This is a genomic window from Blastococcus sp. SYSU D00820 (genome assembly GCF_054050695.1).
This window is the reverse complement of the sequence record NZ_JBJGZW010000015.1, coordinates 82,782-107,068: the sequence shown is the minus strand read 5'-3', so window position 1 is coordinate 107,068 and position 24,287 is coordinate 82,782. Positions and strand designations below refer to the sequence as shown.

The 24,287-nt window shown below is 75.8% G+C and carries 31 protein-coding genes and 1 tRNA gene; 15 read left to right on the top strand and 17 right to left on the bottom strand.

All coding sequences use genetic code 11. From position 1 onward, the window contains the following. On the bottom strand, positions 1-1,395 hold the full coding sequence (locus ACI79R_RS16150; RefSeq protein WP_456574663.1) for an FAD-dependent oxidoreductase: 1,395 nt from the start codon (positions 1,393-1,395) through the stop codon (positions 1-3). Between the two features lie 70 nt (positions 1,396-1,465). Here ACI79R_RS16150 and ACI79R_RS16145 point away from each other — a divergent pair, with 70 nt between their 5' ends. After that, positions 1,466-1,774: a putative quinol monooxygenase gene (locus ACI79R_RS16145; RefSeq protein ID WP_456574662.1), complete on the top strand. Its 309-nt coding sequence runs from the start codon at positions 1,466-1,468 to the stop codon at positions 1,772-1,774. Here the strand turns inward: ACI79R_RS16145 and ACI79R_RS16140 are convergent. The 3 genes from ACI79R_RS16140 to ACI79R_RS16130 are packed head-to-tail and all read right to left on the bottom strand — an operon-like array spanning position 1,771 to position 4,317. Then, positions 1,771-2,580, bottom strand: coding sequence for an Fpg/Nei family DNA glycosylase (locus ACI79R_RS16140; RefSeq protein ID WP_456574661.1), 810 nt, complete (start codon positions 2,578-2,580; stop codon positions 1,771-1,773). The two genes, ACI79R_RS16145 and ACI79R_RS16140, sit on opposite strands and share 4 nt — an antisense overlap. Next, complete coding sequence (locus ACI79R_RS16135; protein ID WP_456574660.1) at positions 2,573-3,952, bottom strand: cryptochrome/photolyase family protein; 1,380 nt, start codon at positions 3,950-3,952, stop codon at positions 2,573-2,575. The genes ACI79R_RS16140 and ACI79R_RS16135 overlap by 8 nt, the downstream gene beginning before the upstream one ends. A gap of 44 nt (positions 3,953-3,996) precedes the next feature. After that, complete coding sequence (locus ACI79R_RS16130; RefSeq protein WP_456574659.1) at positions 3,997-4,317, bottom strand: GNAT family N-acetyltransferase; 321 nt, start codon at positions 4,315-4,317, stop codon at positions 3,997-3,999. 182 nt (positions 4,318-4,499) lie between these two features. Here ACI79R_RS16130 and ACI79R_RS16125 point away from each other — a divergent pair, with 182 nt between their 5' ends. Then, entirely contained in the window at positions 4,500-4,814 is a 315-nt protein-coding gene (locus ACI79R_RS16125; protein WP_456574658.1) for a hypothetical protein, read from the top strand. Between the two features lie 3 nt (positions 4,815-4,817). Here ACI79R_RS16125 and ACI79R_RS16120 read toward each other — a convergent pair whose 3' ends face one another. Both ACI79R_RS16120 and ACI79R_RS16115 read right to left on the bottom strand, forming a co-directional pair. Next, entirely contained in the window at positions 4,818-5,654 is an 837-nt protein-coding gene (locus tag ACI79R_RS16120) for an SDR family oxidoreductase (RefSeq protein ID WP_456574657.1), read from the bottom strand. A 16-nt stretch (positions 5,655-5,670) separates the two neighbouring features. After that, positions 5,671-5,967: a hypothetical protein gene (locus ACI79R_RS16115; protein WP_456574656.1), complete on the bottom strand. Its 297-nt coding sequence runs from the start codon at positions 5,965-5,967 to the stop codon at positions 5,671-5,673. Positions 5,968-6,328: 361 nt separating this feature from the next. On the opposite strand from ACI79R_RS16115, the gene ACI79R_RS16110 reads away from it, so the two are divergent. Continuing rightward, on the top strand, positions 6,329-7,096 hold the full coding sequence (locus ACI79R_RS16110; protein WP_456574655.1) for a hypothetical protein: 768 nt from the start codon (positions 6,329-6,331) through the stop codon (positions 7,094-7,096). 144 nt (positions 7,097-7,240) lie between these two features. Here ACI79R_RS16110 and ACI79R_RS16105 read toward each other — a convergent pair. Together ACI79R_RS16105 and ACI79R_RS16100 are read right to left on the bottom strand one after the other, a co-directional pair. Beyond that, positions 7,241-7,313 (bottom strand) — tRNA-Arg (locus tag ACI79R_RS16105). A 27-nt stretch (positions 7,314-7,340) separates the two neighbouring features. Then, entirely contained in the window at positions 7,341-8,141 is an 801-nt protein-coding gene (locus ACI79R_RS16100) for an alpha/beta fold hydrolase (protein WP_456574654.1), read from the bottom strand. Positions 8,142-8,220: 79 nt separating this feature from the next. Between ACI79R_RS16100 and ACI79R_RS16095 the strand changes: the two genes are divergently transcribed. The 3 genes from ACI79R_RS16095 to ACI79R_RS16085 are packed head-to-tail and all read left to right on the top strand — an operon-like array spanning position 8,221 to position 10,332. Continuing rightward, positions 8,221-9,078: an NAD-dependent protein deacetylase gene (locus ACI79R_RS16095; protein ID WP_456574653.1), complete on the top strand. Its 858-nt coding sequence runs from the start codon at positions 8,221-8,223 to the stop codon at positions 9,076-9,078. Further along, the gene (locus ACI79R_RS16090; RefSeq protein WP_456574652.1) at positions 9,075-9,380 is read left to right on the top strand and encodes a biopolymer transporter Tol; all 306 of its coding nucleotides are present in this window, start codon (positions 9,075-9,077) and stop codon (positions 9,378-9,380) included. Before ACI79R_RS16095 ends, ACI79R_RS16090 begins: the two co-directional genes overlap by 4 nt. Before the next feature lie 31 nt (positions 9,381-9,411). Continuing rightward, positions 9,412-10,332 carry an MSMEG_6728 family protein gene (locus ACI79R_RS16085; RefSeq protein WP_456574651.1) on the top strand — a complete coding sequence of 307 codons (921 nt, stop codon included), beginning with the start codon at positions 9,412-9,414 and terminating at the stop codon, positions 10,330-10,332. A gap of 20 nt (positions 10,333-10,352) precedes the next feature. On the opposite strand, the gene ACI79R_RS16080 is transcribed toward ACI79R_RS16085, so the two are convergent. After that, entirely contained in the window at positions 10,353-10,772 is a 420-nt protein-coding gene (locus ACI79R_RS16080) for a PaaI family thioesterase (RefSeq protein WP_456574650.1), read from the bottom strand. Then, a complete protein-coding gene (locus ACI79R_RS16075) occupies positions 10,769-11,128 on the bottom strand; it encodes a VOC family protein (RefSeq protein WP_456574649.1) in 360 nt (119 codons plus the stop codon). Before ACI79R_RS16075 ends, ACI79R_RS16080 begins: the two co-directional genes overlap by 4 nt. A gap of 50 nt (positions 11,129-11,178) precedes the next feature. Between ACI79R_RS16075 and ACI79R_RS16070 the strand changes: the two genes are divergently transcribed. Continuing rightward, on the top strand, positions 11,179-11,934 hold the full coding sequence (locus ACI79R_RS16070; RefSeq protein WP_456574648.1) for a YbaK/EbsC family protein: 756 nt from the start codon (positions 11,179-11,181) through the stop codon (positions 11,932-11,934). A gap of 21 nt (positions 11,935-11,955) precedes the next feature. Here ACI79R_RS16070 and mscL read toward each other — a convergent pair whose 3' ends face one another. The 3 genes from mscL to ACI79R_RS16055 form a co-directional block, all read right to left on the bottom strand. Continuing rightward, positions 11,956-12,393: a large conductance mechanosensitive channel protein MscL gene (mscL, locus tag ACI79R_RS16065; protein ID WP_456574647.1), complete on the bottom strand. Its 438-nt coding sequence runs from the start codon at positions 12,391-12,393 to the stop codon at positions 11,956-11,958. Between the two features lie 50 nt (positions 12,394-12,443). Next, positions 12,444-13,055, bottom strand: a complete 612-nt coding sequence (gene cpaB, locus ACI79R_RS16060; protein ID WP_456574646.1) for a Flp pilus assembly protein CpaB — start codon at positions 13,053-13,055, stop codon at positions 12,444-12,446. Between the two features lie 77 nt (positions 13,056-13,132). Beyond that, the gene (locus tag ACI79R_RS16055) at positions 13,133-13,459 is read right to left on the bottom strand and encodes an FmdB family zinc ribbon protein (protein ID WP_456574645.1); all 327 of its coding nucleotides are present in this window, start codon (positions 13,457-13,459) and stop codon (positions 13,133-13,135) included. Between the two features lie 157 nt (positions 13,460-13,616). On the opposite strand from ACI79R_RS16055, the gene ACI79R_RS16050 reads away from it, so the two are divergent. From ACI79R_RS16050 to ACI79R_RS16025, 6 genes are read left to right on the top strand one after another with little or no spacing between them, the layout of a single operon-like run. Next, complete coding sequence (locus tag ACI79R_RS16050) at positions 13,617-14,024, top strand: MmcQ/YjbR family DNA-binding protein (RefSeq protein WP_456574644.1); 408 nt, start codon at positions 13,617-13,619, stop codon at positions 14,022-14,024. After that, complete coding sequence (locus ACI79R_RS16045) at positions 14,021-14,191, top strand: hypothetical protein (protein ID WP_456574643.1); 171 nt, start codon at positions 14,021-14,023, stop codon at positions 14,189-14,191. The genes ACI79R_RS16050 and ACI79R_RS16045 overlap by 4 nt, the downstream gene beginning before the upstream one ends. 43 nt (positions 14,192-14,234) lie before the next feature. Beyond that, complete coding sequence (locus ACI79R_RS16040; RefSeq protein WP_456574642.1) at positions 14,235-14,828, top strand: sugar O-acetyltransferase; 594 nt, start codon at positions 14,235-14,237, stop codon at positions 14,826-14,828. Further along, positions 14,825-15,385, top strand: a complete 561-nt coding sequence (locus ACI79R_RS16035) for a TetR/AcrR family transcriptional regulator (protein ID WP_456574641.1) — start codon at positions 14,825-14,827, stop codon at positions 15,383-15,385. Before ACI79R_RS16040 ends, ACI79R_RS16035 begins: the two co-directional genes overlap by 4 nt. A gap of 31 nt (positions 15,386-15,416) precedes the next feature. After that, positions 15,417-16,622: an MFS transporter gene (locus tag ACI79R_RS16030; protein ID WP_456574640.1), complete on the top strand. Its 1,206-nt coding sequence runs from the start codon at positions 15,417-15,419 to the stop codon at positions 16,620-16,622. A 24-nt stretch (positions 16,623-16,646) separates the two neighbouring features. Further along, the gene (locus tag ACI79R_RS16025; protein WP_456574639.1) at positions 16,647-17,135 is read left to right on the top strand and encodes a MarR family winged helix-turn-helix transcriptional regulator; all 489 of its coding nucleotides are present in this window, start codon (positions 16,647-16,649) and stop codon (positions 17,133-17,135) included. Positions 17,136-17,160: 25 nt separating this feature from the next. On the opposite strand, the gene ACI79R_RS16020 is transcribed toward ACI79R_RS16025, so the two are convergent. Genes ACI79R_RS16020 through ACI79R_RS16005 form a run of 4 tightly spaced genes read right to left on the bottom strand, consistent with a single transcriptional unit; the run spans position 17,161 to position 21,865 of the window. Further along, positions 17,161-18,690: a carboxyl transferase domain-containing protein gene (locus ACI79R_RS16020; protein WP_456574638.1), complete on the bottom strand. Its 1,530-nt coding sequence runs from the start codon at positions 18,688-18,690 to the stop codon at positions 17,161-17,163. Beyond that, positions 18,687-19,874, bottom strand: a complete 1,188-nt coding sequence (locus tag ACI79R_RS16015) for a CaiB/BaiF CoA transferase family protein (RefSeq protein ID WP_456574637.1) — start codon at positions 19,872-19,874, stop codon at positions 18,687-18,689. Before ACI79R_RS16015 ends, ACI79R_RS16020 begins: the two co-directional genes overlap by 4 nt. Positions 19,875-19,891: 17 nt before the next feature. Continuing rightward, a complete protein-coding gene (locus ACI79R_RS16010) occupies positions 19,892-21,229 on the bottom strand; it encodes an SLC13 family permease (RefSeq protein WP_456574636.1) in 1,338 nt (445 codons plus the stop codon). Between the two features lie 42 nt (positions 21,230-21,271). Next, positions 21,272-21,865: a 5-formyltetrahydrofolate cyclo-ligase gene (locus ACI79R_RS16005; RefSeq protein ID WP_456574635.1), complete on the bottom strand. Its 594-nt coding sequence runs from the start codon at positions 21,863-21,865 to the stop codon at positions 21,272-21,274. A 54-nt stretch (positions 21,866-21,919) separates the two neighbouring features. Here ACI79R_RS16005 and galU point away from each other — a divergent pair, with 54 nt between their 5' ends. Both galU and glp read left to right on the top strand, forming a co-directional pair. After that, complete coding sequence (galU, locus tag ACI79R_RS16000; protein WP_456574634.1) at positions 21,920-22,834, top strand: UTP--glucose-1-phosphate uridylyltransferase GalU; 915 nt, start codon at positions 21,920-21,922, stop codon at positions 22,832-22,834. Positions 22,835-22,866: 32 nt separating this feature from the next. Next, complete coding sequence (gene glp, locus ACI79R_RS15995) at positions 22,867-24,267, top strand: molybdotransferase-like divisome protein Glp (RefSeq protein ID WP_456574633.1); 1,401 nt, start codon at positions 22,867-22,869, stop codon at positions 24,265-24,267. Positions 24,268-24,287 lie beyond the last annotated feature (20 nt).

The following is a 24,287-nucleotide window of genomic DNA, read 5'->3' as shown; positions in this document are numbered from 1 at the left end:
TCAGCTGCGGGCGGCCGCCGCCCGGGCCGCGGCCAGCAGCGCCTCCCGCTCGTGCATCGTCGTCCGGGCCCGGCCGCGGGTGGCGCCCAGCGCCACCTCGGCCTGGTCGATGGCCCGCCAGTTCTCCAGGAGCACCGGCTCGGCGCCGCGGGCCAGCAGCGTCTCGACGAGGTCGTCGGGGTCGCCGTGGGCGGCGAGCACGCCGGCCTCGGCGTCGGCCAGGAGCGCGGCGACGGTCTCGCGGGCGTCGTGCTTGTTGGTGCCGACGACGCCGGTGGGCCCGCGCTTGATCCAGCCGGCGACGTACTCGCCGCGCGAGGTCTGCCCGTCGCGCAGCACCCGGCCCTCCTCGTTGGCCACCGTGCCGGAGGAGGCGTCGATGGGCAGCCCGGGCAGCGGGCAGCCGCGGTAGCCCACCGAGCGGACGACGAGGTCGGCGGGGATCACGGTCAGCTCGCCGGTGCCGGTCGCGCGGCCCTCGGCGTCGACGGCGGTCCGCTCCACCTCGACGCCGGTGACCCGGTCGGTGCCGAGGATGCGCACCGGCCGGGAGAAGAACCGCAGCCGGATCCGTGCCCGCCCGGGCTCCTCGGTGTGCGTCGCGTACTCGCGCAGGACGGTGATGTTGCGGGCCACCAGCCGGTCGGCCGGCGGCGGCTCGTCGGGGCCGGGCAGGTCGGCGGGGTCGACGAGCACGGTGGCCCCGGCCAGCTCGGCCAGCTCGTCGAGCTCCTTGGTGGTGAAGGCGGCCTGCACCGGGCCGCGCCGGCCCAGCACGGTGACCTCCTCGACCGGTGCCGCGGCCAGGGTGTCCAGCACGTGCTGGGGCATGTCGGTGGGCTCGAGCTCCTCCGGCGTCCGCACCAGGACCCGGGCCACGTCGAGCGCGACGTTGCCGACCCCCACGACGACGGCGCTGCGGGCCCCGGTCACCGCGGCCTCGATGCGGGCGCGGTCGGCGTCGGGGTGGCCGCAGTACCAGGCCACCAGGTCGGTGGCGGCCAGGCTGCCGGGGAGGTCCTCGCCGTCGATGGCCAGCGACCGGTCCCGCGAGGCGCCGTAGGTGTAGATCACCGCGTCGACCGCGCCGCGCAGCTCGCCGAGGGTGATGTCCTTGCCCACCTCGACGTTGCCCACGAACCGGACGCCGGGGGCGTCCAGGGCGCGGTGCAGCGTCTCCCGGATCGCCCGCATCCGCAGGTGGTCGGGGGCGATGCCGTGCCGCACGAGCCCGAAGGGCGTCGGCAGCCGGTCGATGAGGTCCACCGCGACCGGGACGGCGTCCTGCCGGGTCAGGGCCTCGGCGGCGTAGATGCCGGCCGGGCCGGCGCCCACCACCGCCACCCGCAGCGGCCGGGCGGCGGACGGGGGGCCGGGCTCCGGGTGCTCCGTCACACCAGGCATCCTGACCCCGCCGGGCGTCCGTGCGCCAGGTCACTCTCCGCCGAAACCCCTGGGAGGCCCCGTGTCCGTCGTCGTCGTCGCCACCATCACCCCGCAGCCCGAGCACCTCGACGCGGTCCGGGAGGCGGTGCTGGCGGCCGTTCCGGCGGTGCACGAGGAGCCCGGCTGCGAGCGGTACGCGCTGCACGAGGCGCGCGGCACGCTCGTCATGGTCGAGAAGTGGGAGAGCCCGGAGGCGCTCGCGGCCCACGGCAAGGCCGAGGCGCTGTCCCGGCTGAGCGGGCAGCTCGAGGGCAAGCTGACGGGTGCACCGGAGATCACCGTCCTCGGCGCCGTGCCGGCCGGCGACCCCGCCAAGGGCGCGCTCTAGGCCGCCTGGTCCACCGGGCACCAGTAGAGGTTGCGCCCGACCATCTCCTGGGTCTGCACCTCGGTGCCGCAGAGCCGGCAGGGCAGCCCGGTGCGCCGGTACACGTAGTGCGCGTCCTCCCGGGTCACCGCGCCCCGCTTGCGGGCGCGGTGCTCCGGCCGGGTGGTCACGATCCGGCCCATCCGGACGCCGGCCCGCATGAGCAGCACCAGGTCGGCCCAGATCGCCGCCCAGGTCTGCGGGTCGACGTCCCGTCCGGGGCGGAAGGGCGAGACGCCGTGCCGGAAGAGGATCTCCGCGCGGTAGACGTTGCCGACGCCGGCGAGCACCGACTGGTCCATGAGCAGCGCGCCGATCGCCGTGCGGCTGCCGGCGATCCGCCGGTGCGCCAGCTCCCCGCCGCGGCGCGTCCGCAGCGGATCGGGACCCAGCCGGTCGAGGATCCGCGCGACCTCGGCGCCGGTGAGCACCTCGCAGGCGGTGGCGCCGCGCAGGTCGGTCCAGACGCCGAGGCCGTCGGGACCCTCGGCCTCCCAGCGCATCCGCAGCGCGCCGCGCGGGGTCGGCGGGGTGCCCGTGCCGCTGGTGTAGGTGCCGTAGAGGCCCAGGTGCACGTGCAGGGTGTCCGGGCCGAAGCCGGCGAACAGGTGCTTGCCGTAGGAGGTCACCTCGTCGACGACCCGGCCGTCGAGCAGCTCAGCGCCGGCGGCGAACCGGCCCTGCGGGCTGGTGACGTGCACCGGGCGGCCGGCGAACAGGGCGTGCTGCTCCTGGGCCAGCCGGTAGAGGGTGTGGCCCTCAGGCACGGCGCACCTGCTCGAAGCGCTCCAGGGCGACCTGCCGCTCGTGCGCGTGGTCGACGACCGGGGCGGGATAGCCGGCCGGGATGCCGCCGGGCGCCGTCCACGGCTCGTGCACGTACCGGGCGTCGAGGTCGCGCAGCTCGGGGACCCAGCGCTGCACGTACGTGCCGTCGGGGTCGAACTTCCTGCCCTGCGTGATCGGGTTGAAGACCCGGTAGTAGGGCGAGGGGTCGGTGCCGGTGCCGGCCACCCACTGCCAGCCGTGGTTGTTGCTGGCCAGATCGCCGTCGACCAGGTGCTGCATGAAGTACCGGGCTCCTCTCGTCCACTCCTGGTGCAGGTCCTTGACCAGGAACGACGCCACGATCATCCGCACCCGGTTGTGCACGTACGCCTCGCCGAGCAGCTGGCGCATCCCGGCGTCGACGATCGGGAAGCCGGTGCGGCCCTGCTCCCAGGCGGCGACCAGCTCCTCGGCGTGCGGGCCGGTGTCGTAGGCCATCGCCTGCAGGGTGGGGTCGAGGTACTCGCGGGCCGACTCCGGCCGGTGCCAGAGCACGTCGGCGTAGAACTCCCGCCAGGCCAGCTCGTCGGTGAACCGGCGGACCGCCTCGCTGCCGGGCTCTCCGGGAGCGAGGTCGGGCAGGTCGGCCAGCAGGGTCCGCGGGTGGATGCAGCCGTACTTCAGGTACACCGACAGCCGGCTGGTGCCGTCGGTGCCCGGGGTGTTGCGGCCCTCGGCGTAGCCGAGCAGCCGCTGGTCGCGGAACCGCTCCCAGGCCGCGAGCGCGGCCGCCTCGCCGGCGGGCGGCAGCCGGGTGCCGCCGAGGTCCTGCGCCGGCGGCAGGTCGCCGGGGGGCATCGCCGCCTCCCAGGGGACGGCGTCCGGCCGCGGGGCGGGGGAATGCCAGCCGTGCGCGCGCCAGGCGCGGGCGTACGGGCCGAAGACCTTGAACGGCGTGCCGGTGCGCGTGGTCACCCGGCCCGGCCCGACCGCGTAGGGGGAGCCGGTGCGCACGAGCGCGACGTCGCCCAGGGCCCGCTCCACGGCGGCGTCCCGGCGCCGCCCGTAGGGGCCGGCGTCGGCGGAGACGTGCACGCCGGACGCGCCCACCTCGGCCACCACCGCGGGCACCACCCGCGCCGGGTCGCCCTCGCGGACGACGAGCGCGCCGCCGGTCGCCTCGCGCAGGTCGGCCAGGCAGTTCCGCAGGAACTGCCGGCGCGGCCGGCCGGAGGGCTCCCACAGCCGCGGGTCGAGCACGAACAGCGGCAGCACCGTGCCGCCGTCGCCGGCCGCCTCGATCGCGGCCAGCAGCGCGGGGTGGTCACCCAGCCGCAGGTCGCGGCGGAACCACAGGACGGTGGTCGGCACCCGCGGAGCCTAGGCAGGCTCCGCGGGGTGCCGCGCGTCCACGCTCAGTGGTCGGCGGTGGCCAGGCCGAAGTGCGGCTTGTCGTCGTCGGCGACGAGGTCGAGGTAGTCCGGATGCTGCTGGATGTAGTGCCGGACGAACGAGCAGTAGGGCAGGACGTGCAGTCCGCGGTCGCGCGCGGCGTCCAGGACGCCGGCGACCAGGACCGAGCCGAGGCCGCGGCCACCGACCGACGGGTCGATCTCGGTGTGCGGGAGGGCCATGGTGCCGTTCTCGACGTGGTAGCTGGCCAGGCCGACCGTGCGCTCGCCGAGCCGGATCTCGAAGCGTCCCCGGTCGGGGACGTCGACCACACTCGTCTCCATCGTGCTTCGTCCACCTCCGTCGCCCGGGCGCCGTTGCCCGGGCCTCGTCGTGAGTACTGGAACGGTAACGCGCCGGAGGGGCCAGGGATCCCGACCGGCCGCCGATCGGGTGGTCGTGCCGCGGGATGTTGTGACGTGAAACACAACTCCCTAGCGTGTCGCCCACAACGGGGAGGTGCGCCGTGGCCGGTGCAGGTCGCAGGGTCGTGCTCGTGCTCGTCGCGGCGGTGCTGGCGCTGGCCGGCTGCGGCGACGACGGGGCGGCGGGCACGTACGTGCACGACGTGGAGGGCACCATCACCCTCGCCGAGGACGGCTCGGCCACCTGGGAGCAGGAGGGGAACAGCGCGGCCTTCGAGTGGGAGCAGGAGGGCGACACGATCACCTTCCTGCTCGACGGGGAGGCCGAGGGCGAGGCCCGGCTCGAGGACGGCGACCTGGTGCTCGCGCCCGACCTCATCAGCGGTGACGAGGACGTCGTCTTCGAGCGGCAGTAGCGCTCAACCCTGCGCGCGCAGCACCTGCTCGAGGGTGCGCGCCGGCGAGCCGGTGAGGTCCTCGACGGCGGTGCTGACCGTGCCCATCTCGCCGGCGGCGATCGCCGTGTAGGTGGAGACCCACGCCTCGACCTGCCAGTCCGGGGCGCCGTAGGAGGCGCGCGAGGCGTACGCCTCCTCGAGGGTCTCGTCGTGGAAGGTGACGCGCCGGCCCGTGACGGCGGTGAGGGTGGCGGCGACCTCGGACAGGGTCAGCGCCTCGGGGCCGGTCAGGTCGTAGGTGGCGCCCGCGTGGCGGTCGGGGTCCTGGAGGACGGCCACGGCGGCCGCGGCGATGTCGTCCTGGGCCACCGCGGCGACCCGGCCGTCGCCCGCGGGACCGCGCAGGACGCCGTCCTCCCCGATCAGGAACGGGAAGAAGTCGGCGTAGAGGGCGTCGCGCAGGAACGTGTGCCGCAGGCCGGTGGCCCGCACGTGCTCCTCGGTGGCCCAGTGGTCGCGGGCGAGGGTGAAGGTGGCGCCGGGCGCGGCGTTCAGGAAGGACACGTAGACCAGGTGGCCCACCCCGGCGGCCGCGGCGGCGTCGACGAACGTGCGGTGCTGGTCGACCCGGTCGGGGGCCTCCGAGGCCGACACCATCAGCACCGTGTCGACGCCCGCGAGGGCGGCTCGGACGGCGTCCGCATCGATGTACGGCGCGCGGACCACGGTGCTGCCCGGCAGGTCCGGCGCCCGGGCGGGGTCGCGGACGAGCAGCCGCTGCGGCACGCCGGCGCCGGCGAGCAGGCGGGCGACCCGGCCGCCGAGGCGGCCGGTCGCTCCGGTGACGGCGATGGTCATGTGCCCTCCATGGTGGTCACGGCCGGGGGTTGGTACGGGTCCAGCCGCGCTCGTCGCGGCGGGCGCCGGTGCCCGCGCGGCAGCGGCGGCAGACAGCCTGCACCTCCTCGGCGTGCCGGCCGGACTCGGGCTGCACGTCGGCCCAGGTGACGTGCGGGAAGCGGAGCAGGCGTGACCGGCTCAGCGAGAGCCCGCAGACGGTCTCGTTGCGGCCGGGCTCCCAGGCGTGCGCCTCGCCGCTCGGGTAGCGGATGCCGTCGTCCGGGTCGATCCACTGGCCGCCGGCCGCGACGGCCGCGTTGCGCATGCCCATGGGTGCGGCGATACCCGCCGGGGGAGCACGATGCGCGCATGCGGGCCAGACGGGTGACGGCGAACCTGCGCGCACGTCCAGCTGGTCACGGCCGACGCCACCTCGCCGGAGGTGCCGGCGATCTCGGTGCACGCCGACGACGTGGACGCGGCGTACGCCGGGGCGCAGGAGCACGGCTACGAGGTCGTGCACCCGCTGACACGGAGGCGTGGGCGTGCGGCGGTTCCTGGTGCGCGCGCCGGACGGGACGGTGGTGAACGTGGTTCAGCACCGCAGGTGAACCGCGGGTGGCGTCATCCTTTGTGGGTGCGGGCACGAGTCCGCGCTCGGCTCCGGCTCGCAGCGCGCCGATATACGGAACATGATCGACACCACCCGTCTGCTCCCCGTCGCGCTGGCCGGCGTGACCGCCCTCGTGCTGACCGCCTGCGGGGGTGGTGCGGAGGGCTCGACCACCGCTGCTCCGACGTCGAGCGCGGCGCCGGCCCCCGCCGCAGAGGAGCCGCGCGACGTCGCGGGGTACCTCGTGGAGGACGTCTCGGTCCCGCCGGCGCCCACCGACCCGCGGGCCGCGAGCCTGTTCGGTGAGGAGGCCGTCGAGCAGGCGTGGCTCGAGGCCGTGCAGGTCGTCGACGACTACTCCTACGACCCGGCGCTGTTCATGCCGGAGTCCTTCAGCGCCGAAGACTTCGCCGGGCTCCGCAGTCACCTGACCGAGCGATCCGCCGCGGACTGGGATGCCACGGTCTCTGCGGCCCTGGCCGCGGGCACCGGTGCCGGGACGGACGAGTGGGGACTCATCCGGACGATCTACATGACCGCGGACTGGGGTGGCGCGGCCAGTGCGGCCGGGGTCGACGTCGTCATGCCCACCGACGGCCCGTTCGTCACCAACCGGTCACTCGACGGTGCCCAGGTCGCGGCGACCCCCGACGGCGGCGGCCTCGTGCTGAGCTTCACCGAGAACGTGCAGATCCGGTTCATGGAGGACGGGCAGATGGTCCGGTACCCGATCGCCCGGTCCTTCACCTTCACGCTCGTCCCCGCTCCCGGGGGATCGGCTCACGCGTGGCTGATCGACCACTTCACAGGGGACGGCGAGTACGGGGAGAAGATCACCGAGGCCTGAGCAACGGCGTCGGTCCGCGAGGTGGCCCGCGAGTCCGTGCGGGGCTCCGCCCGGCCGACCATCCGGCCCCACCCGCAGATGACAGACGCCCGAACCCACCATCCGCGGCTCGGGCGTCCGCGATGTCTTGCGACATCACTCGAGTGCCCCCGGCAGGATTCGAACCTGCGACACACGGTTTAGGAAACCGATGCTCTATCCCCTGAGCTACGGGGGCGCGCCCGACACGATCCCACAGCGGCCCTCACGCCCCTGACGCAGGCGCGCGGGCCGCCGTCTCCCGCACCAGGTCCGCGATCGTCCCCGGCCGGTCCGACTGCGGGGCGTGGCCGGCGGCCAGCAGCGGCCGGAACCGGGAACCCGGGACCAGCGGCAGGTAGCGCACGGTCTGGCCCGAGGCGATCCAGTCGGCGGTGCCCTGGACGAGGGTCACCGGGCAGTCGATGCGGTCCATGCCGCGGGGGACGTCGAGCAGCAGCCCCCACAGCAGCGTCCGCCAGTAGTCGCGGGAGTCGCCGAACCCCTCCCGGGCGCCGATCGCCTCCTCCTCGGACGTGCTCCACGGCCGCGCCTTGAGCGGCGCGAGCAGCGCGGCCCGGCCGACCGCCGACCGCGCGAGGACGTCGATGACCGGCGCACCCAGCCGGCCGACGAACCGGGCCACGACCAGGCCGCTGCCCTGGAACAGCCGCTCCGGCGGCACGTTCAGCCCGGACGGCGCGATGGCGACCACCGAGCGCGCCCGGCCGCGACGGGCCAGCTCGAGGGCGATCCGCGCGCCCAGGGAGTTGCCGAGCACGTGCACCTGGCGCACGCCCTCGGCGTCCAGCGTCCGCTCCACCGCGTCGGTGAGCGCGGCGACCGTCGGCCGCTCGACCAGGGCGGGGGAGCGGCCGACGCCGGGCAGGTCGACGTTGAGCACGTCGAAGTGCCCGGTGAGCAGGGGCAGGACGGCGGTGAAGTCGCGGCGCGAGCTGCCCATGCCGTGCAGGAGGAGGAGCGGCTCGCCCGCCCCGGAGCGGGAGAGCGACAGGAGGGAGGTCATCGCCGAAGGGGTACCCGGCCGCCCGGCGTCCTGATCGTGGGCTGCGGCACGACGCCGTCCGGCGGGGGACCATGGGCCGGTGACCGCCGCACCTCCCGCCGTCGCCCCCGGGCCCCTCGCCGAGCTGGAGCCCCTCGTCGACCTGGTGGCCGACGGCGACGTCCTCGTCCTCTCCGGCGCCGGGCTGTCCACCGACTCCGGCATCCCCGACTACCGCGGCGCCAGCGGCTCGCTGCGCCGGCACACCCCGATGACCTGGCAGACCTTCTGCCGCGACCCGCGCGGCCGGCACCGCTACTGGGCGCGCAGCTTCGTCGGCTGGCAGCAGATGCGCCGCGCCCGGCCCAACGCCGGGCACCGCGCGGTCGCCGACCTGCAGGACGCCGGCCTGCTCTCCGGCGTCATCACGCAGAACGTCGACGGGCTGCACCAGGCCGCCGGCGCGCGCGGCGTCGTCGAGCTGCACGGCGGCCTGGACCGCACCATCTGCCTGGCCTGCGGCGACGTCGCCGACCGCGGCGAGCTGGACCGCCGGCTGCGCGCGGCCAACCCCGGCTTCGGGCCGCGCGCCGACGAGGTCAACCCCGACGGCGACGCCGAGCTCCCCGACGAGGTGCTCGACGGCTTCGTGATGGTCGACTGCGCCGCCTGCGGCAGCGGCCCGCTCAAGCCCGACGTCGTCTTCTTCGGCGAGACCGTGCCGCGCGACCGCGTGGCCACCTGCTTCGGCATGCTGGAGAACGCCGGCAGCCTGCTCGTCCTCGGCTCCTCCCTGACCGTGATGAGCGGGTACCGCTTCGTGCTCCGCGCCGCAGAGCTCGGCATCCCCGTGGCGGTGGTGAACCTCGGGCCCACCCGGGGCGACGCCAAGGTCGACGTGAAGGTCGACGCACCGCTGGGCGAGGTCCTGCCGCAGCTCGCCGCCGCGCTCGCGTGAGCCGGGAGGTCGAGCGCACGCCGGACGGCCGCTGGATCGTCGTCGACGGCCGCCGCTGGCGGACGGCGGACCCCGCGCTGCCCGACGACGTCCGCGCCCGGCTGCTCTCGCACCTCGGCGCCGCCCGCTCGGCGGTGCGGACGGCCGGCGACCCGGTGGCGGTCCGCGCCGCCCGCGACCGGGTGCAGCTGGCCAAGACCGGTCTCGGCGAGCGCGGCCCGGCCTGGTGGGACCAGGACGACGACGCCCGCCGCGCCCGCTGGGAGACCGCGCTCACCGCGCTGGACGACCTCGGCGGTTGACGCCCCGTGGCCGCGGGAAGGAGGTCGGTCGATGCAGACCTTCCTGCCGGTGGCCGACTTCGCGGAGAGCGCCCGGTTCCTGGACTCCCCGCGGCTGGGCAAGCAGCGGGTGGAGACCCTCCAGGTGCTGCGCGCCCTCGAGCTGCCCGACTACGGCTGGGTGTCCCATCCCGTCGTCCGGATGTGGCGGGGCCGCACCGCGGGGCTGGTCGGCTACGGGCTGGCGATGGTGCGGGTCTGGCGGGAGCGCGGCTTCGCCGACAGCACGTACACGCAGATCGCCGAGTTCGCGCCGGACGTCGCCGAGGCGCCGCAGGAGGAGCTGGCCCGGCTGGGGCTGCTGCCCTCGTGGCTGGGTGACCCGGCGCTGCACCTGTCGCACCGGTCGAACCTGATCGCCAAGGACCCGGAGTACTACCGGCCGCGGTTCACCGAGGTGTTCGGTCCCGAACCCGACGACCTGCCCTACCTCTGGCCCGAGCCCGACGACGTGCCCCCGCCACCGGAGCCCGAGGGCGTGCGGGTGTGGGTGGTCCGGCCCCGCGCGCACGGCGAGCTCGGGGCATGCCTCGCCGCCGGCGTGGTGGGGCTGGGCACCCAGTCGGGGATCGACGTCGACGCCACCGGCCTCTCGCCCGCCGAGCTGCGCGCGCTCTCCCGCGAGATCTCCGGCCGCCGCCCCGCCAAGGACCTGCGGCAGCTGTCGACCTTCCTCGACGAGGTGCGCCCCGGCGACCGGGTGGGCGTGCCCATCGAGCGCGGTGCCGGGTTGCTGCTCGGCGAGGTCGTCGGCGACTACGTCTTCGAGGGTCGCGAGCTGCTGCCGCACCGCCGTCCGGCCCGCTGGGACCGGGTGGTGCCGCGCACCGCGGCGCGGCCGCCGGCCACCCTGCAGGACCCGCGGGCGCTGTTCTCGGTGGTGCTCGACCCGGCCCACGTGCCGGGCGGCTGAGCCGCCCGGCACGGCGCCGCTCAGCTCTGCGGCAGCGGCACGTTCTGCAGCCGCACCTGACCGCGGGCGACCACCTTGCCGTCGTCGGACCGGGTGATGAGCACCTGCCACAGCTGCAGGGTGCGGCCCTGCTGGAGCGGCTCGGCCACCACGTCCAGCCGGCCGCTGGTCATCGGCCGGAGGAAGTCGGTGTTGTTGTTGACGCCCACGGCGAACTGGCCGCGCTCGGCCACCGCCAGGCTCGCGCCCACGCTCGCCGCGGACTCCACGACGGTGCAGTAGAGCCCGCCGTGGACCACACCCCAGGGGGTGTGCTGCTGGGCGCCGGTGTCCACGGTGCCGGTGACCCGCGTGCCGCCGGCCTCGGTCACGGTGAACGCCGTCGCCGCCACGAACGGGCTCTTCGCGGTCAGGTCCACGTCGGGGAGCTCGGCGCTCACGCGTCCCACACCAGGCAGAAGGGGTGCCCCACGGGGTCGGCGTAGACGCGGAAGTCGCCACCGCCGCCGGGCAGCTTCCGGGCGCCGAGCGCCAGGACGGCGGGCTCGGCGGCCTCGATGTCGGCGACCCGCACGTCGAGGTGGAACTGCTGGGGACGGGCCGGGTCCGGCCAGTCCGGCGGCTGGAGGTCCGGGGCCTGCTGGAACGCCAGCCGGTAGCCCTGGCCGGTCACCACGACCCAGTCGTCGCCCGGCTCGCCCTTGCTCACCTCCATCCCGAGCAGCGAGGCGTAGAAGGTGGCGAGGGCGTGGGCGTCCGGTGCGTCGATCACGACGGAGTGCAGCTGACCGATCATGGCTCCATCCTGGCGGCGCGCTGCCCGCGCGTCGCGCTGCTGCCCTGCCGGTGAGCGCGACGGAACTGCCGAACGGCAGGATCGACGGCGTGCCGGAGACCTCCTCGACCCCGCCCGCGCTCGGCTCGCTGACCTGGCTGCCCGCCGCCGAGCACGCCGACCTGCTCGGTGCGCCGGTCGCCGCCGCGCTGCCGGGGCTCACCGGACCGGCGTGGGTGGCGGCCATCGACGACGACCTCGCCGATACCGCCGCGTTCACCGAGGCCTACGCCGTGCCGCTGGCGGCGTCGGCCAACTGCGTGGTCGTCGCCGCCCGCCGCGCCGGGCAGACGACGCTGGCCGCGTGCCTGGTGCCGGCGACCACCCGGGCCGACGTCAACGGCCTGGTCCGGCGGCACCTCGGCGCCCGCAAGGCGTCGTTCGCCCCGCAGGACGTCGCGGTCGCCGGGAGCGGCATGGCCTACGGCGGCATCACGCCGGTCGGGCTGCCGGCCGACTGGCCGCTGCTGGTCGACGCCGCGGTCGCCGCCGCCGACCTCGTCGTCGTCGGCTCGGGCACCCGCGGCAGCAAGCTGGCGCTGCCCGGCGCGGTACTGGCCGCGCTGCCCGGCGCCGAGGTGCTCGAGGGGCTCGGGCAGCCGGTGCCCGAGGAGCCGGCGTCCGCGCCCGCCCCGGTTCCCGTGGTCACGCCTCCCGAGCGGGCGCCGGACGACCGGGACGTCGGCTGGGGCGAGCGCCCCGGCGACCCCGACGACGCCGACCGCCGCTACCTGGAGGACCGGCCGCCGCACTGGGGCAGCGACTAGAGGCAACGCCTCCAGCGGGAACTACAGCCGGCCGGGCAGCACCGTCGTCCCCGGCCCCGACGGGTCGGGGCCCGGGCCGGCGCCCTGCTGGGCGCGCAGCAGGTCGCGGATCTCGATGAGCAGCTCCACCTGCGTCGGCTGTGCGGGACCGGGCTCCTCGCCGCGCTTGCGCCGCTCGATCAACTTCTTCATGGGCAGCACGACGACGAAGTAGACGACCGCCGCGGTGAGCACGAACGTGATCACCTGGCTGACGAACGCACCCCAGGTGAACGTCTGGCCGTTGACCTCGAACGACCCGCCCAGCTCGCCACCGCCACCGACCAGGCCGATCAGCGGGGTCAGGAACGAGTCGGTGAACGCGCTGACCACGGCGGTGAAGGCCGCGCCGATCACGACGGCGACCGCGAGGTCGACGACGTTGCCGCGCAGCAGGAAGTCCTTGAAGCCCTTCAGCATGGAGCCCATCCCACCGGTTGCGGCGGCGTCCCGTCCACCGGACCGGCCGGTCACGGCGGCGGCAGGCTGAGGGTGAGCGTCGAGGTCGTGGCCGCGGCGGCGAGCCGAGCGGCGGTCCCGGCGTCGACCGCGAGCAGCAGCAGGCCGGCGCCGGGGTCGTCGCCGGCCGGCGCGGCCAGCAGCACGAGCGCGCCCGCGGCGACGACCTCCGCACGGCCGGCGTCCGGAGCGGTGGCCAGCACGTCGACCCGGTCGCCGGCCCGTGCCAGGGCGGTGACCGCCGCGTCGGCCGGCCGGACCGGGGCGGCGACGGTGCCGGGCGGCAGCAGGGTCGTGAGCCCCGACCCGACCAGGCGGACGTCGGTCAGCGGCTCGCCCGCGCGCACCGCGCCGGCGAGCGTCCGCCCGGTCAGCTCGGCAGGATCGGCGACCGCGCCCGCGGGGGCGCCGGGCAGCCGGGTGACCGCCAGGTCGGCGGTGGAGAGCACCGTGCCGGCGGGCAGGTCGGCGGCGGCGGTGACCACCGGGACGCCGTCCGGTGGGGGAGCGGCCGGGGCGGGGGAGGGGTGCAGCGCGAGCACCAGCGCGCCGGCCGCGAGCAGCGCGGCCAGGCACTGGCGGAGCGTGTGGACGGGCGAGCGGGGACGCCGGAAGCGGACCATGCGCCCACCGTGTCGCCCGGTGCGCCGGCCCGGGGCCGGGTGAGGGAGGTTGTGGACCGGCGGCGCCGGTCCACAGGTCAGCTCGCGGCGGCCTTGCTGCCGCTGCCGCTCGTCGTCGAGGTCGTCGACGAGGTGGACGACGACTCCTTCTTGGCGCTCCCGCCGTCCGAGGACGACGACGAGGACGACGAGGACGACGCCGACTCGCTGGCCGTCGAGCTCGACCGGCTGTCGGTGCGGTAGAAACCGGAGCCCTTGAACACCACGCCGACCGAGCCGTAGACCTTGCGCACCGGCGCGCCGCAGGTCGGGCACTCGGTGACCGCGGCGTCGGTGAAGGACTGCACCACCTCGAAGTCGTGCTTGCCCTCGGGGTTGGTGCAGACGTACTGGTACGTGGGCACGGCGTGGCACTCCTGGTCGAGCGGGGTCGGGCGGGCCCCGGCCGGCCGGAACTGGCACTCGGGACCCTCGACTGCCAATGATGCGACACGAGGAGGCGCGCGTCCACGTCTGTCGATGAGCGTCACGTCCGTGGTGGCGACGGGAAGCGGAGGTCGGGTGCAGGGCGAGACGCTGCAGGAGCGAGCGCGGGCGCGGGCCGAGGAACTGCCGGGCGCCGGCCTGGAACACCCGTTCGGGCCCGAGTGGGACGTCTACAAGGTGCGGGGCAGGGTGTTCATGCTGATGACCGCGGTCACCGGTGAACCGGTCGTGACCCTGAAGGCGGATCCGGCCGACGCCCTGGCGCTCCGGGCCGAGCACGACGACATCGCGCCGGGCTACCACATGAACAAGAAGCACTGGATCACCCTGCGCCCGGGCGGATCGATGCAGCCCGGGCTCGTCGACGAACTGGTCACCGACTCCTACCTGCTCGTCGTGGAGAAGCTGCCGCGGGCGCGGCGGCCGGTCGACCCCGCGGCGTTCGGCGCCGCGGCGCCCTCCCGTGCCAGGCTGCGGCCATGACGGAGAACAGGTACCGCCTCCCGGCGGACGAGCTCTACGCCAGCGCCCGGGTGCCGGTGGACGAGCAGGTCGAGGTGCAGTCCGAGCCGGCTCCCCCTCCCGCCGACTGGCGGGCCGACGCGATGCCGTGGGCCGACGGCGGTTCGGGCGACGCGGACGGCGACTGACCGGAGCCGCACGCAGCGGTCGGCGATGTGTACGCTCGTTCCTATGAGCGCGTCCGACCCCGCCGACACCCGGTCCATGCGCGAGCGGATGCTCGCCGGCGACCTCTACATCGCCGACGACCCGGAGATCGCCGAGGACAGCGCGCGGGCGCAGGATCTCGCCGGCGCCTACAACGCGACGAGCGTCCGGCAGGGCCCGCTGCGCCGGCAGCTGCTCGAGCAGCTCCTGGGGGCGATCGGGGAGGGCACCGAGCTGCGCCCGCCGCTGCACGTCGACTACGGCCGCAACATCCGCATCGGCGCCCGCTGCTTCGCCAACTTCGGCCTGGTCGCCCTCGACGTCGCCGCCATCACGATCGGGGACGACGTCCAGATCGGCCCGAACGTCCAGCTGCTCACCCCGACCCACCCGGTGGAGCCCGGGCCGCGGCGGGACAAGTGGGAGGCCGCCGAGCCGATCACCATCGGCGACAACGTCTGGCTCGGCGGCGGGGCGATCGTGCTGCCCGGCGTCACGATCGGCGACAACACGGTGGTCGGCGCCGGCGCCGTCGTGACCAGGGACCTCCCGGCGGACGTCGTGGCGGTCGGCAACCCGGCCCGCGTCGTCCGCACCCTGGACGGACGCCGCCGGTGACCGCGCCGGCCCCCGCGCGGCGGGCCCGCCGGCACGACCCCGACCGGCGCGACCGGCTGGTCGACACCACCCTCGACGTCATCGCCGAGCACGGCGTCGCCGCCGCCTCGCACCGGGCGATCGCCCGCGCGGCCGACGTCCCGCTGGGGTCGCTCACCTACCACTTCGCCTCGCTGACCGAGCTGCTCGCCGCCGCCTTCACCCGGCACGTCGACGTCGTCGCCGCCCGGTTCGACGAGCGGATGCGCGCCGCTCCCGACCGCGCGGCGGCGCTGGAGGCGCTGGTCGGCCACCTGACCGGCGACCTGCTGGCCTCCGGCCGCGACCTGGTGCTCGCCGTCGAGCTCTACACCGCGGCCGCGCGCAACCCCGCCCTGCGCGCGGTCACCCAGGACTGGATGTCGCGCAGCCGGCGCAGCCTCGAGCGGCACCTGGACCCGGTGACCGCCCGCGAGGTCGACGCGCTGGTCGAGGGCCTGGTGCTGCACAGCGCCCTGTCCACCGACCCGATGGACGCCGCCCAGATCCGCTCCGCCCTGCTCCGGCTCGCCGGCTGACCCCGCGCCCCACCCAGGACCCAGGACCCCCGTGACCGTCACCTCCCCGGCCGTGGACGCCGCGCGGCTGCGCCGCGCCCGCGTCGCCGTCGCCGCCTGCTTCTTCCTCAACGCCGTCTTCTACGCCGGGCTCGTGCCGCGGCTGCCCGAGGTCAAGGCGCAGCTGGAGCTCAGCAGCACCGCCTTCGGCGCCGCGCTGGCCGCCCTCCCGCTGGGCGCGCTGCTGGCTGCCCTCTCCTCCTCGGTGTTCATCCGCCGGTTCGGCTCCGGCCGGGTCGCCTCCTACGGCCTGGTGCTGCTCGGCGTCACGGTGTGGAGCGTCTCCGTCGCGCCGACCTGGCTGGCCCTCGCCGCCGCGCTCCTGGTCACCGGCGCGCTGGACGCCGTCGTCGACGTCGCGCAGAACGCGCACGGGCTGCGGGTGCAGCGGCTCTACCAGCGCTCGATCCTCAACGGCTTCCACGGTGTCTGGAGCATCGGCGCGGTCGCCGGCGGCCTGCTCGGCGCCGCCGCGGCCGGGCTCGACGTGCCGCTGGTCGCCCACCTCGCGGGGGCGGCCGTCGTCTTCGGGGCGGTCGCGATCGCCGTCTCGCGGGCGGTGCTGCCCGGTCCGGACGAGCCCGAGCCGGCCGCCGAGGCGGTGCCCCGCGAGCGCCCGCGCCGGCGCGCGGCGGTCCCGGCGCTGGCCGTGCTGGGCGTCCTGGCCGCGTGCGGCGCGTTCGTCGAGGACGCCGGCTCCTCGTGGAGCGCGCTCTACCTGTCCACCGAGCTCGACGCCGGTGCGGCCACCGCGGGACTGGGCTTCGTCGCCCTCTCGGTGGCGATGACCGTGGGCCGGCTGACCGGTGACCGGGTGGTCGACCGGTTCGGCCAGCGCCGGGTGGCCCGCGCCGGCGGCGCGCTGACCGCCGTCGGCATGGGACTGGCGCTGGCGCTGCCGTCGGTGGGCACCACGCTGGCCGGCTTCGCCCTGGCCGGGCTCGGCGTGGCCACGCTGATCCCGGCCGTCTACCACGCCGCCGACGAGCTGCCCGGCCTGCCGGCCGGCGTGGGGCTCTCGGTCATCAACTGGCTGCTGCGGATCGGCTTCCTGTTCTCCCCGCCGCTGATCGGCGCCCTGGCCGACGCGATCGACCTGCGCGTCGCCCTGGTCACCGTCGTGCTCGCGGGGCTGGGGACCCTCCTGCTCGGCCGGGCGCTGCCCGGCCGGAGGGCCGCGCCCGGCGCCACCGGCTGAGCGTCGCCGCTACGGTGCACAGCCGTGGCGCAGCAGTGGCTCGACGACGACCAGCAGCGGGCCTGGCGCGCCTGGCTCACCGTGGCCGAGCTGGTGCCGCGGGTGCTCGACGCGCAGCTGCAGCGCGACGCGGGCATCAGCCACGCCGCCTACGTCGTCCTCGCCATGCTGTCGGAGGCGCCCGGCCGCAGCCGGCGGATGAGCGACCTGGCCCGCCGGGCCAACCAGTCGCAGAGCCGGCTGTCGCACACCGTCGCCCGCCTGGAGGAGCGCGGCTGGGTGCGCCGCCAGCGGTCGGCCGACGACGGGCGGGGCAACCTCGCCGTCCTCACCGATGCCGGGTGGGACGTCGTCCAGCAGGTCGCGCCCGGCCACGTGGACGCCGTCCGCGAGGCGGTGTTCACCGCCCTGGACGCCGAGCAGACCCGGGCGCTCGGCGCGGCGCTGGAGCGGGTGCTGGAGCGGCTGGACCCCGACCACAGCCTGCGCGTGGAGCACGGCGCCGACACCTGAGCGGGCGACCCCGCTACCGGCCCCGCTACCGGCCCAGGTGCCGGTACCGGTGCATCCGCGAGCGGAACCGCTCGTTGTCGTCGCGGCCCAGCAGCCCGGCCAGCTCCTCGCCGAGCACCCGGCCCAGCCGGGCGCAGAACTCGACCGGCTCGTCGGCGGCGTCGGGCCGCTCGGGCACCACCCGGTCGACGATCCCGGCCCGCCACAGGTCGGTGGCCCGCACCCCCTGGGCGGCGGCCATCTCGCCGGCCCGGTCGACGGTGCGGTGCACGATCGCCGAGGCGCCCTCCGGCGGCAGCGGGCCCAGCCAGCCGTTGGCCGCGGCCAGCACCCGGTCGGCCGGCACCAGCGCCAGCGCTCCGCCGCCGGTGCCCTGGCCGAGCAGCACGCACAGCGTCGGCGCCTTGAGCATCACGAGGTCCTGCAGGCACCGGGCGATCTCGCCGGCCAGCCCGCCCTCCTCGGCCTCCCGGGACAGCGCCGCGCCCGGGGTGTCGATCAGGGTGACCAGCGGCAGCCGCAGCTCCGCGGCCAGGCGCATGCCGCGGCGGGCCTCCCGCAGTGCCGCCGGCCCCAGCGGCGCCGACAGCGACTGCCCGCGCCGGTCCTGCCCGAGGACGACGCACGGCGCCCCGCCGAAGCGGGCCAGCGCGAGCAGCAGGCCGGGGTCCTTCTCGCCGGCGCCGGTGCCCGACAGCCCGACGACGTCGGTGGCGGCGGTCCGCAGCAGCCGGCGCACGCCGGGCCGGTCCGGCCGCCGCGACGCGGTGACGACGTCCCACGCGCTGCGCCCGTCGGCATCGTCGGCCCCGCCCAGCTCGGCGTCGGTGCCGTCCTCGGCGGTGGGCCGCTCCGCGCCCTGGACGTCGACGTGCCAGGTCTGCCGCGCCGCCAGCACCCGCAGCGCCCGGTCGGCGACCTCGGCGATCTCCTCGTGCGGCACGACGGCGTCGATCAGCCCCCGCTCGGCCATGTGCTCGGCGGTCTGCACGCCCTCGGGGAACGGCTCGCCGTAGAGCGCCTGGTACACCCGCGGGCCCAGGAACCCGATGGAGGCGCCGGGCTCGGCGATCGTGACGTGCCCGAGTGACCCCCACGAGGCCAGCACCCCGCCGAAGGTGGGGTGGCGCAGGTAGACCAGGTACGGCAGCCCCGCCTCCTTGTGCCGGGCGATCGCCGCGGTGATGCCGATCATCTGCAGGAAGGCCACCGTGCCCTCCTGCATGCGGGTGCCGCCGGAGACCGGCGCGGCCAGCAGCGGCAGACCCTCCTCGGTGGCCCGTTCCACCGCGGCGACCAGCCGGTCGGCCGCGGCCACGCCGATCGACCCGGCGAGGAAGCCGAACTCGCCGGCGACCACGGCCACCCGCCGCCCGCGCAGCCGGCCCTCGCCGGTGATGACCGACTCGTCCTGGCGGCTGCGCTCGGCCGCCGCGGCCAGCTCGGCGGCGTACTCGGGGGAGACGTCGCGCACCGGCACGGGGGAGTCCCACGACTGCCAGGACCCGGGGTCCAGGACGAGGTCCCGCAGCGCGCGGGCGTCGGGCGCGCTCACGCGGCCGGCCCGCGCAGCTCCGCGCGGATCGCCTCGTCGGAGCCGCCCAGCACCGGCGGGGCGGTGTGCTCGCGGCGGGTGGTCTCGGTCTCGCCGTCCGGGCCGGGGGCGAAGAAGCGCAGCGGCGGGCCGGGCAGCTGCAGCCGGCCGAGGGTCGGGTGCTCGACGTCGACCAGCAGGCCCTGCGACAGCGTCTGGTCCCAGCCGTAGACCTCGTCGATGGTGCGGACCTTGCCCGCCGGGATGCCGGCCGCGGCCAGCCGGGCCAGCAGCGGCTCGGGGTCGATGCCGGCGAACGCCTCCTCCAGCAGCTCGATCACCCGCGCGCGGTTGCCCACCCGCTCGCCGTTGGTGGCCAGGCCCGGGGCCTCGGGGTCGAGGCCGAACTCCGTGCACAGCCGCCGCCACAGCGACTCCGATCCGCAGGACAGCTGCACGCTGCCGCCCCGGCAGCGGAACAGCCCGTACGGCGCGATCGAGGGGTGGTGGTTGCCCTGCGCGCGCCCGACCGTGCCACCGACGGTCCACGCCGTCCCCTGGAAGGCGTGCACGCCGACGATCGCGGCGAGCAGCGAGGTGCGCACCACCTGGCCGCGGCCGGTCCGCTCCCGCTCGTAGAGCGCCGCCAGCACGCCGTAGGCGCCGTACATGCCGGCCAGCAGATCGCCGATCGGCACGCCCACCCGCTGCGGGTCGTCCGGCCCGGAGCCGGTCAGCGACATCAGGCCGGCCTCGCCCTGGGCGATCTGGTCGTAGCCGGCCCGCCCGCCCTCGGGGCCGTCGTGGCCGAAGCCGCTGATGGAGAGGGTGACCAGCCGCGGGTTCAGCGCCTCCAGGACGTCGGTGCCGAAGCCCAGCCGGGCCAGGGTGCCGGGGCGGAAGTTCTCCAGCAGCACGTCGGCGCGGCGGATCAGCTCGGTGAGCAGCTCCTTGTCGCCGTCGTCCTTGAGGTCGAGGGTGATCGACTCCTTGTTGCGGTTGGCGGAGAGGAAGTACGTCGACTCCCGGTCACCCTGCTCCGGCTGCACGAACGGCGGACCCCACCCGCGGGTGTCGTCGCCGCTGCCGGGGTTCTCCACCTTGATCACCCGGGCGCCGAGGTCGCCCAGCATCATCCCGGCGTGCGGCCCGGCCAGGGCCCGGGTCAGGTCGACGACGAGGACGCCGTCGAGCGGTCCGCTCACGTGCTGCTCCGTTCGGTTCACAGCCAGCCGGGGACCACGAACACCAGCCAGGCCAGCAGCGGCCCCACGGCGACGACGATCCCGGCGTAGCTGAGGATCTGCTTGTAGAAGCGGTCTCGGTCCACGTCCTGCGCGTTGGCCAGCACCAGGGCGCCGTTCGTGGAGAACGGGCTCACGTCGACGATGGTCGAGGCCACGGACAGGGCGACCACCACGCCGACGGCCCCGATGTCCCCGGACAGCAGGAACGGCACCGCCAGCGAGATGGCGACGCCGATGATCGCGGTCGACGACGCGAACGCCGACACCACCCCTCCGATGTAGGCCAGCAGCAGGGCGATCACCAGCGGGGCGCCGAGGCCGATGACGGCGTCGCCGACGTACTCGATCGTGCCGGCCTCCTGCAGCACGAAGACGAAGGTCAGCACGCCGGCGATGAGCAGGATGGTCGACCAGCTGATCTGGGTGACCGCGCCCTTGTGCTGCTGCGCGGAGAACAGCGCCAGGACGACGGCCACGGTGATGGCCACGAACCCGATGTCGAGGTCGAAGGCGAGCGCGAGGACGGCGGTCACCGCGAGGCCGACGAGGGTCAGCACCTGCTCCAGCCGCACCGGCTGCGGCACGTCGGGGTGGACGTGCTCGTCGTCGTCCCCGCCGACGGCCGGGCCGGGAGCGGCACCGTGCCCGCGCACGAGGGTGCCGTGCGCGTGCTCGGTGTGCGGCACCGGCTCGGCGGCGACCTTGCGGCCCAGCAGCTTCCGGCCGCCGAGCACGAAGAAGAGCACCAGGGCGATCGCCACGTTGAACAGCAGGCTGCCCAGGAACACCGTCAGCGGGCTGCTCGGCAGCCCCTCCTGCTCGACGATGTCGTTGACGGTGACGCCGTAGACGCTGATGGGGGAGAAGCCGCCGCCCTGGGCGCCGTGGATCACCATCATGCCCATCAGCAGCGGGTTGATCCCGTGCCGGGCGGCGAAGGTCAGCGCGATGGGGGCGATGATCGCCACCGCGGCGGGGGAGAGCGCGCCGATCGCGGTGAGCAGCGCGGTGACGAAGAACATGATCCACGGGATCGCCGCGATGTGGCCGCCCACCAGGCGCACCGCCCCGCGGACCAGCAGGTCGACCGTGCCGTTGTTCTGCGCGATCGCGAACAGGTAGGTGACCCCGATGAGGGTCAGCACCAGCTCCGAGGGGAAGCCGCCGAGGATCTCGTCGGTGGTCATCCCCACCGACAGGGTGCCCACGACGAACGCCGCCACGAAGGCCAGCGCCCCCATGTTGATGGGGAGGAACGTGGCGATCGCGAAGATCACGACCAACGCGAGGATCGTGACGATCTCAGGGGACACGGTCACTCCCACGGCGCCGGGGGACGAGGTCGGTCCACTGTGTCAGTGACCGGCGGGTAGCGCCTGCCATCCGCCGGAGGGGGTCACCACCGCGGTCACCCGGCGGTCGTGCGGCTCGGCCGGCAGCTCGTCGACGAGCTCGTCGTCGTAGACCAGCGCCACCGTCACCGCCGTCGGCCGGGCGTGCTGCAGCGCCCGGTCGTAGTAGCCGCCCCCGCGGCCGAGCCGGACGCCGGACCGGTCGACGGCGACGGCGGGCAGCACCACCACCTCGGCCGCGCCGATCGCCGTCGGCCCGAGCCGGGGCCCGACCGGCTCCTGCAGGCCGAACCGCCCGGGGGCCAGCCGGCCGGTGTCCACCGCCCAGCCGAGCTCGGTGCCCTCGGTCGGCACCACGGGGAGCAGCACCCGCGCGCCGAGCTGGGTGTAGGCGGCCGGCAGCCGGCCGACGCCGGGCTCGCTGTCGTCGGGGACGTAGGCGGCGATGGTGCGGAAACCGGTCAGGCCGCGCAGCAGCGCCGCGGTGACCGCCGCCGCGGCCGCCGTCCGTTCCTGTGCCCCCAACCGTTCCCGCCGGGCGCGGAACCGTGCCCGCAACTCGGCCTTGGCCGCCACCGTGTCCCCCTGGCTGCTCACCCGTCGAGGCTAGCCACGGGGGGCGGGCCGGGCCGGGCTGGCTAGGCTCCGCCCATGCCGACCCCCGATCGCCGTGCGGCGCGCAAGGCCGTCATCCCCGTCGCCGGGATGGGCACCCGGTTCCTCCCCGCCACCAAGGCGGTGCCCAAGGAGCTGCTGCCGGTGGTCGACCGCCCGGCGCTGCAGTACATCGTCGAGGAGGCCGCCCGCGCCGGGCTCGGCGAGGTGCTCATGGTCACCGGGCGCAACAAGGCCGCCATCGAGGACTTCTTCGACCGGGCGCCGGAGCTCGAGGCCGCGCTGGAGAAGAAGGGCGACGCCGGCCGGCTGGCCGCGGTCGCCGAGTCCACCGACGTCGCCCAGGTGCACTTCGTCCGCCAGGGCGAGGCCCGCGGTCTCGGCCACGCGGTGCTGCAGGCCGCGGCGTTCGTGGGCGACGAGCCGTTCGCCGTCCTCCTCGGCGACGACCTGATCGACGCCCGCGACCACCTGCTCGAGCAGATGCTGGCCGTGCAGGCCGAGCACGGCGGCTCGGTCGTCGCGCTGCTGGACGTCGGCCGGGAGAACATCGACAAGTACGGCGCGGTGGCGGTCGAGGACACCGACGGGGACGTCGTGGCGATCACCGGCCTGGTCGAGAAGCCGCCGGTCGACGAGGCGCCCAGCAGCCTGGCGATCATCGGCCGGTACGTGCTGGCCCCCGAGGTGTTCGGCGTGCTGCGGGAGACCGAGCCCGGCCGCGGCGGGGAGATCCAGCTGACCGACGCGCTGGCCACCCTCGTCGAGCGCGGCGAGCCGGTGCACGGCGTCGTCTTCGGCGGCCGCCGGTACGACACCGGCGACAAGCTGGACTACCTCAAGGCCGTGGTCCGCCTGGCCGTCGAGCGGGAGGACCTCGGCCCGGCGCTGCGCGCCTGGCTGACCGAGTTCGTCGCCGACCTGCCGGCCGAGGGCGCGTCGCAGGCCTGAGCGCGCCCCCGCAGGGGGGACGATCATCGGCGATGAGCGAGGACAGCACGGTCGGCGCGCCGCCGCACCGCGACACCACGGCGCTCGACCTGCGCCAGGGGACGCCGGTCCGGCAGTCCCCGGTGTCCGGCGCGGCCGGCACCGCCCCCCACGAGACGGCGCAGATCGACACCGGTCAGGCGCCGCCGCCCCCGGCCGCCGCCGAGCCGACGCCGCGGACGGTCGAGCAGCACCTCGACGAGATCCTCGCTGCCGTGCCGCAGCCCGACCCGATCGAGCTGGCCGTCCTCGACGCGCAGGGGCTGCTGTGCGCCGAGGAGGTGGTGAGCAAGCGGGCGCTGCCCTCGTTCGACCAGGCCGCGCTCGACGGCTACGCCGCCCGCGCCGACGACGTCGCCGCCGCCACGCTCGAGGCGCCGGTGCAGCTGTCGGTGGTGGGGGAGTCCACGGCCGGCGCCGGCGCGCCGTCCTCGATCGGCCCGGGCCTGGCGCTCAAGGTGGCCGCCGGCGCGATGCTGCCCACCGGCGCCGACGTCGTCGTTCCCGCCGTGTGGACCGACCGCGGCCAGGTGACCGTCACCGTGCACGCCGGGGTCACCGCCGGCGGCTACGTCCGCCGGGCCGGCGACGACGTCGCGCCCGGCAACACCGCCGTGCAGACCGGCACCCCGATCGGCCCGGCGCAGATCAGCCTGCTGGCCGCCGTCGGCCGCGACCGCGTGCTCGTGCGGCCCCGCCCGCGGGTCGCCGTCCTCTCCGCGGGGCCGGAGCTGGTCGACATCGGCACCCCGCCGGCACCCGGCCAGGTCGTCGACGTCAACAGCTACGCCCTGGCGGCCGCCGCCCGCGACGCCGGTGCCGAGGCCTACCGCTCGGGCATCCTGCCGTCGGACCGCCGGCGGCTGTCGGAGGTGCTGGAGAGCCAGACGCTGCGCAGCGACCTGGTGCTCATCTCCGGCACCTTCACCGCCGAGGGCGACATGGTCCGCGAGGCGCTGGCCGAGCTGGGCGAGACCGGCTTCCGTCCCGTGACGATGCACCCGGGACCGGTGCAGGCGTTCGGCCGGCTGGGCCGGGACCGCGTGCCGGTCATCGTGGTGCCCGGCGAGCCGGTCGCCGCGCTGGTCGCCTTCGAGGTCTTCGTCCGCCCGGCCATCCGGCTGATGCTCGGCAAGCGCCAGCTGTTCCGCCGCACGGTGCAGGCGATCTCCGCCCAGCAGCTGTACTCGCCGCTGGGGTACCGCCAGTACCTGCACGGCCAGGTCATGCGCCACCCCGACGGCGGCTACGTGGTCGAGGCGCTCGGCGAGGGCGACGAGGCGATGCTGGCGCGCATGGCGCGGGCCAACTGCCTCATCGTCGTCGACGAGGACGTCACCGAGGTGGCCGCCGGCGGGCTGGTCACCGTCATGCCGCTGCTGCTGGGCGGCTGACCGGCACCGTGCTCAGCGAT

Coding starts and splice junctions, on each gene's coding strand:
- ACI79R_RS16130 (WP_456574659.1), bottom strand. CDS start 4,317: ATGGAGACGAGTGTGGTCGACGTCCCCGACCGGGGACGCTTCGAGATC.
- ACI79R_RS16120 (WP_456574657.1), bottom strand. CDS start 5,654: ATGACCATCGCCGTCACCGGAGCGACCGGCCGCCTCGGCGGCCGGGTC.
- ACI79R_RS16115 (WP_456574656.1), bottom strand. CDS start 5,967: ATGGGCATGCGCAACGCGGCCGTCGCGGCCGGCGGCCAGTGGATCGAC.
- ACI79R_RS16110 (WP_456574655.1), top strand. CDS start 6,329: ATGATCGACACCACCCGTCTGCTCCCCGTCGCGCTGGCCGGCGTGACC.
- ACI79R_RS16100 (WP_456574654.1), bottom strand. CDS start 8,141: ATGACCTCCCTCCTGTCGCTCTCCCGCTCCGGGGCGGGCGAGCCGCTC.
- ACI79R_RS16085 (WP_456574651.1), top strand. CDS start 9,412: ATGCAGACCTTCCTGCCGGTGGCCGACTTCGCGGAGAGCGCCCGGTTC.
- ACI79R_RS16075 (WP_456574649.1), bottom strand. CDS start 11,128: ATGATCGGTCAGCTGCACTCCGTCGTGATCGACGCACCGGACGCCCAC.
- mscL (WP_456574647.1), bottom strand. CDS start 12,393: ATGCTGAAGGGCTTCAAGGACTTCCTGCTGCGCGGCAACGTCGTCGAC.
- cpaB (WP_456574646.1), bottom strand. CDS start 13,055: ATGGTCCGCTTCCGGCGTCCCCGCTCGCCCGTCCACACGCTCCGCCAG.
- ACI79R_RS16045 (WP_456574643.1), top strand. CDS start 14,021: ATGACGGAGAACAGGTACCGCCTCCCGGCGGACGAGCTCTACGCCAGC.
- ACI79R_RS16040 (WP_456574642.1), top strand. CDS start 14,235: ATGAGCGCGTCCGACCCCGCCGACACCCGGTCCATGCGCGAGCGGATG.
- galU (WP_456574634.1), top strand. CDS start 21,920: ATGCCGACCCCCGATCGCCGTGCGGCGCGCAAGGCCGTCATCCCCGTC.
- glp (WP_456574633.1), top strand. CDS start 22,867: ATGAGCGAGGACAGCACGGTCGGCGCGCCGCCGCACCGCGACACCACG.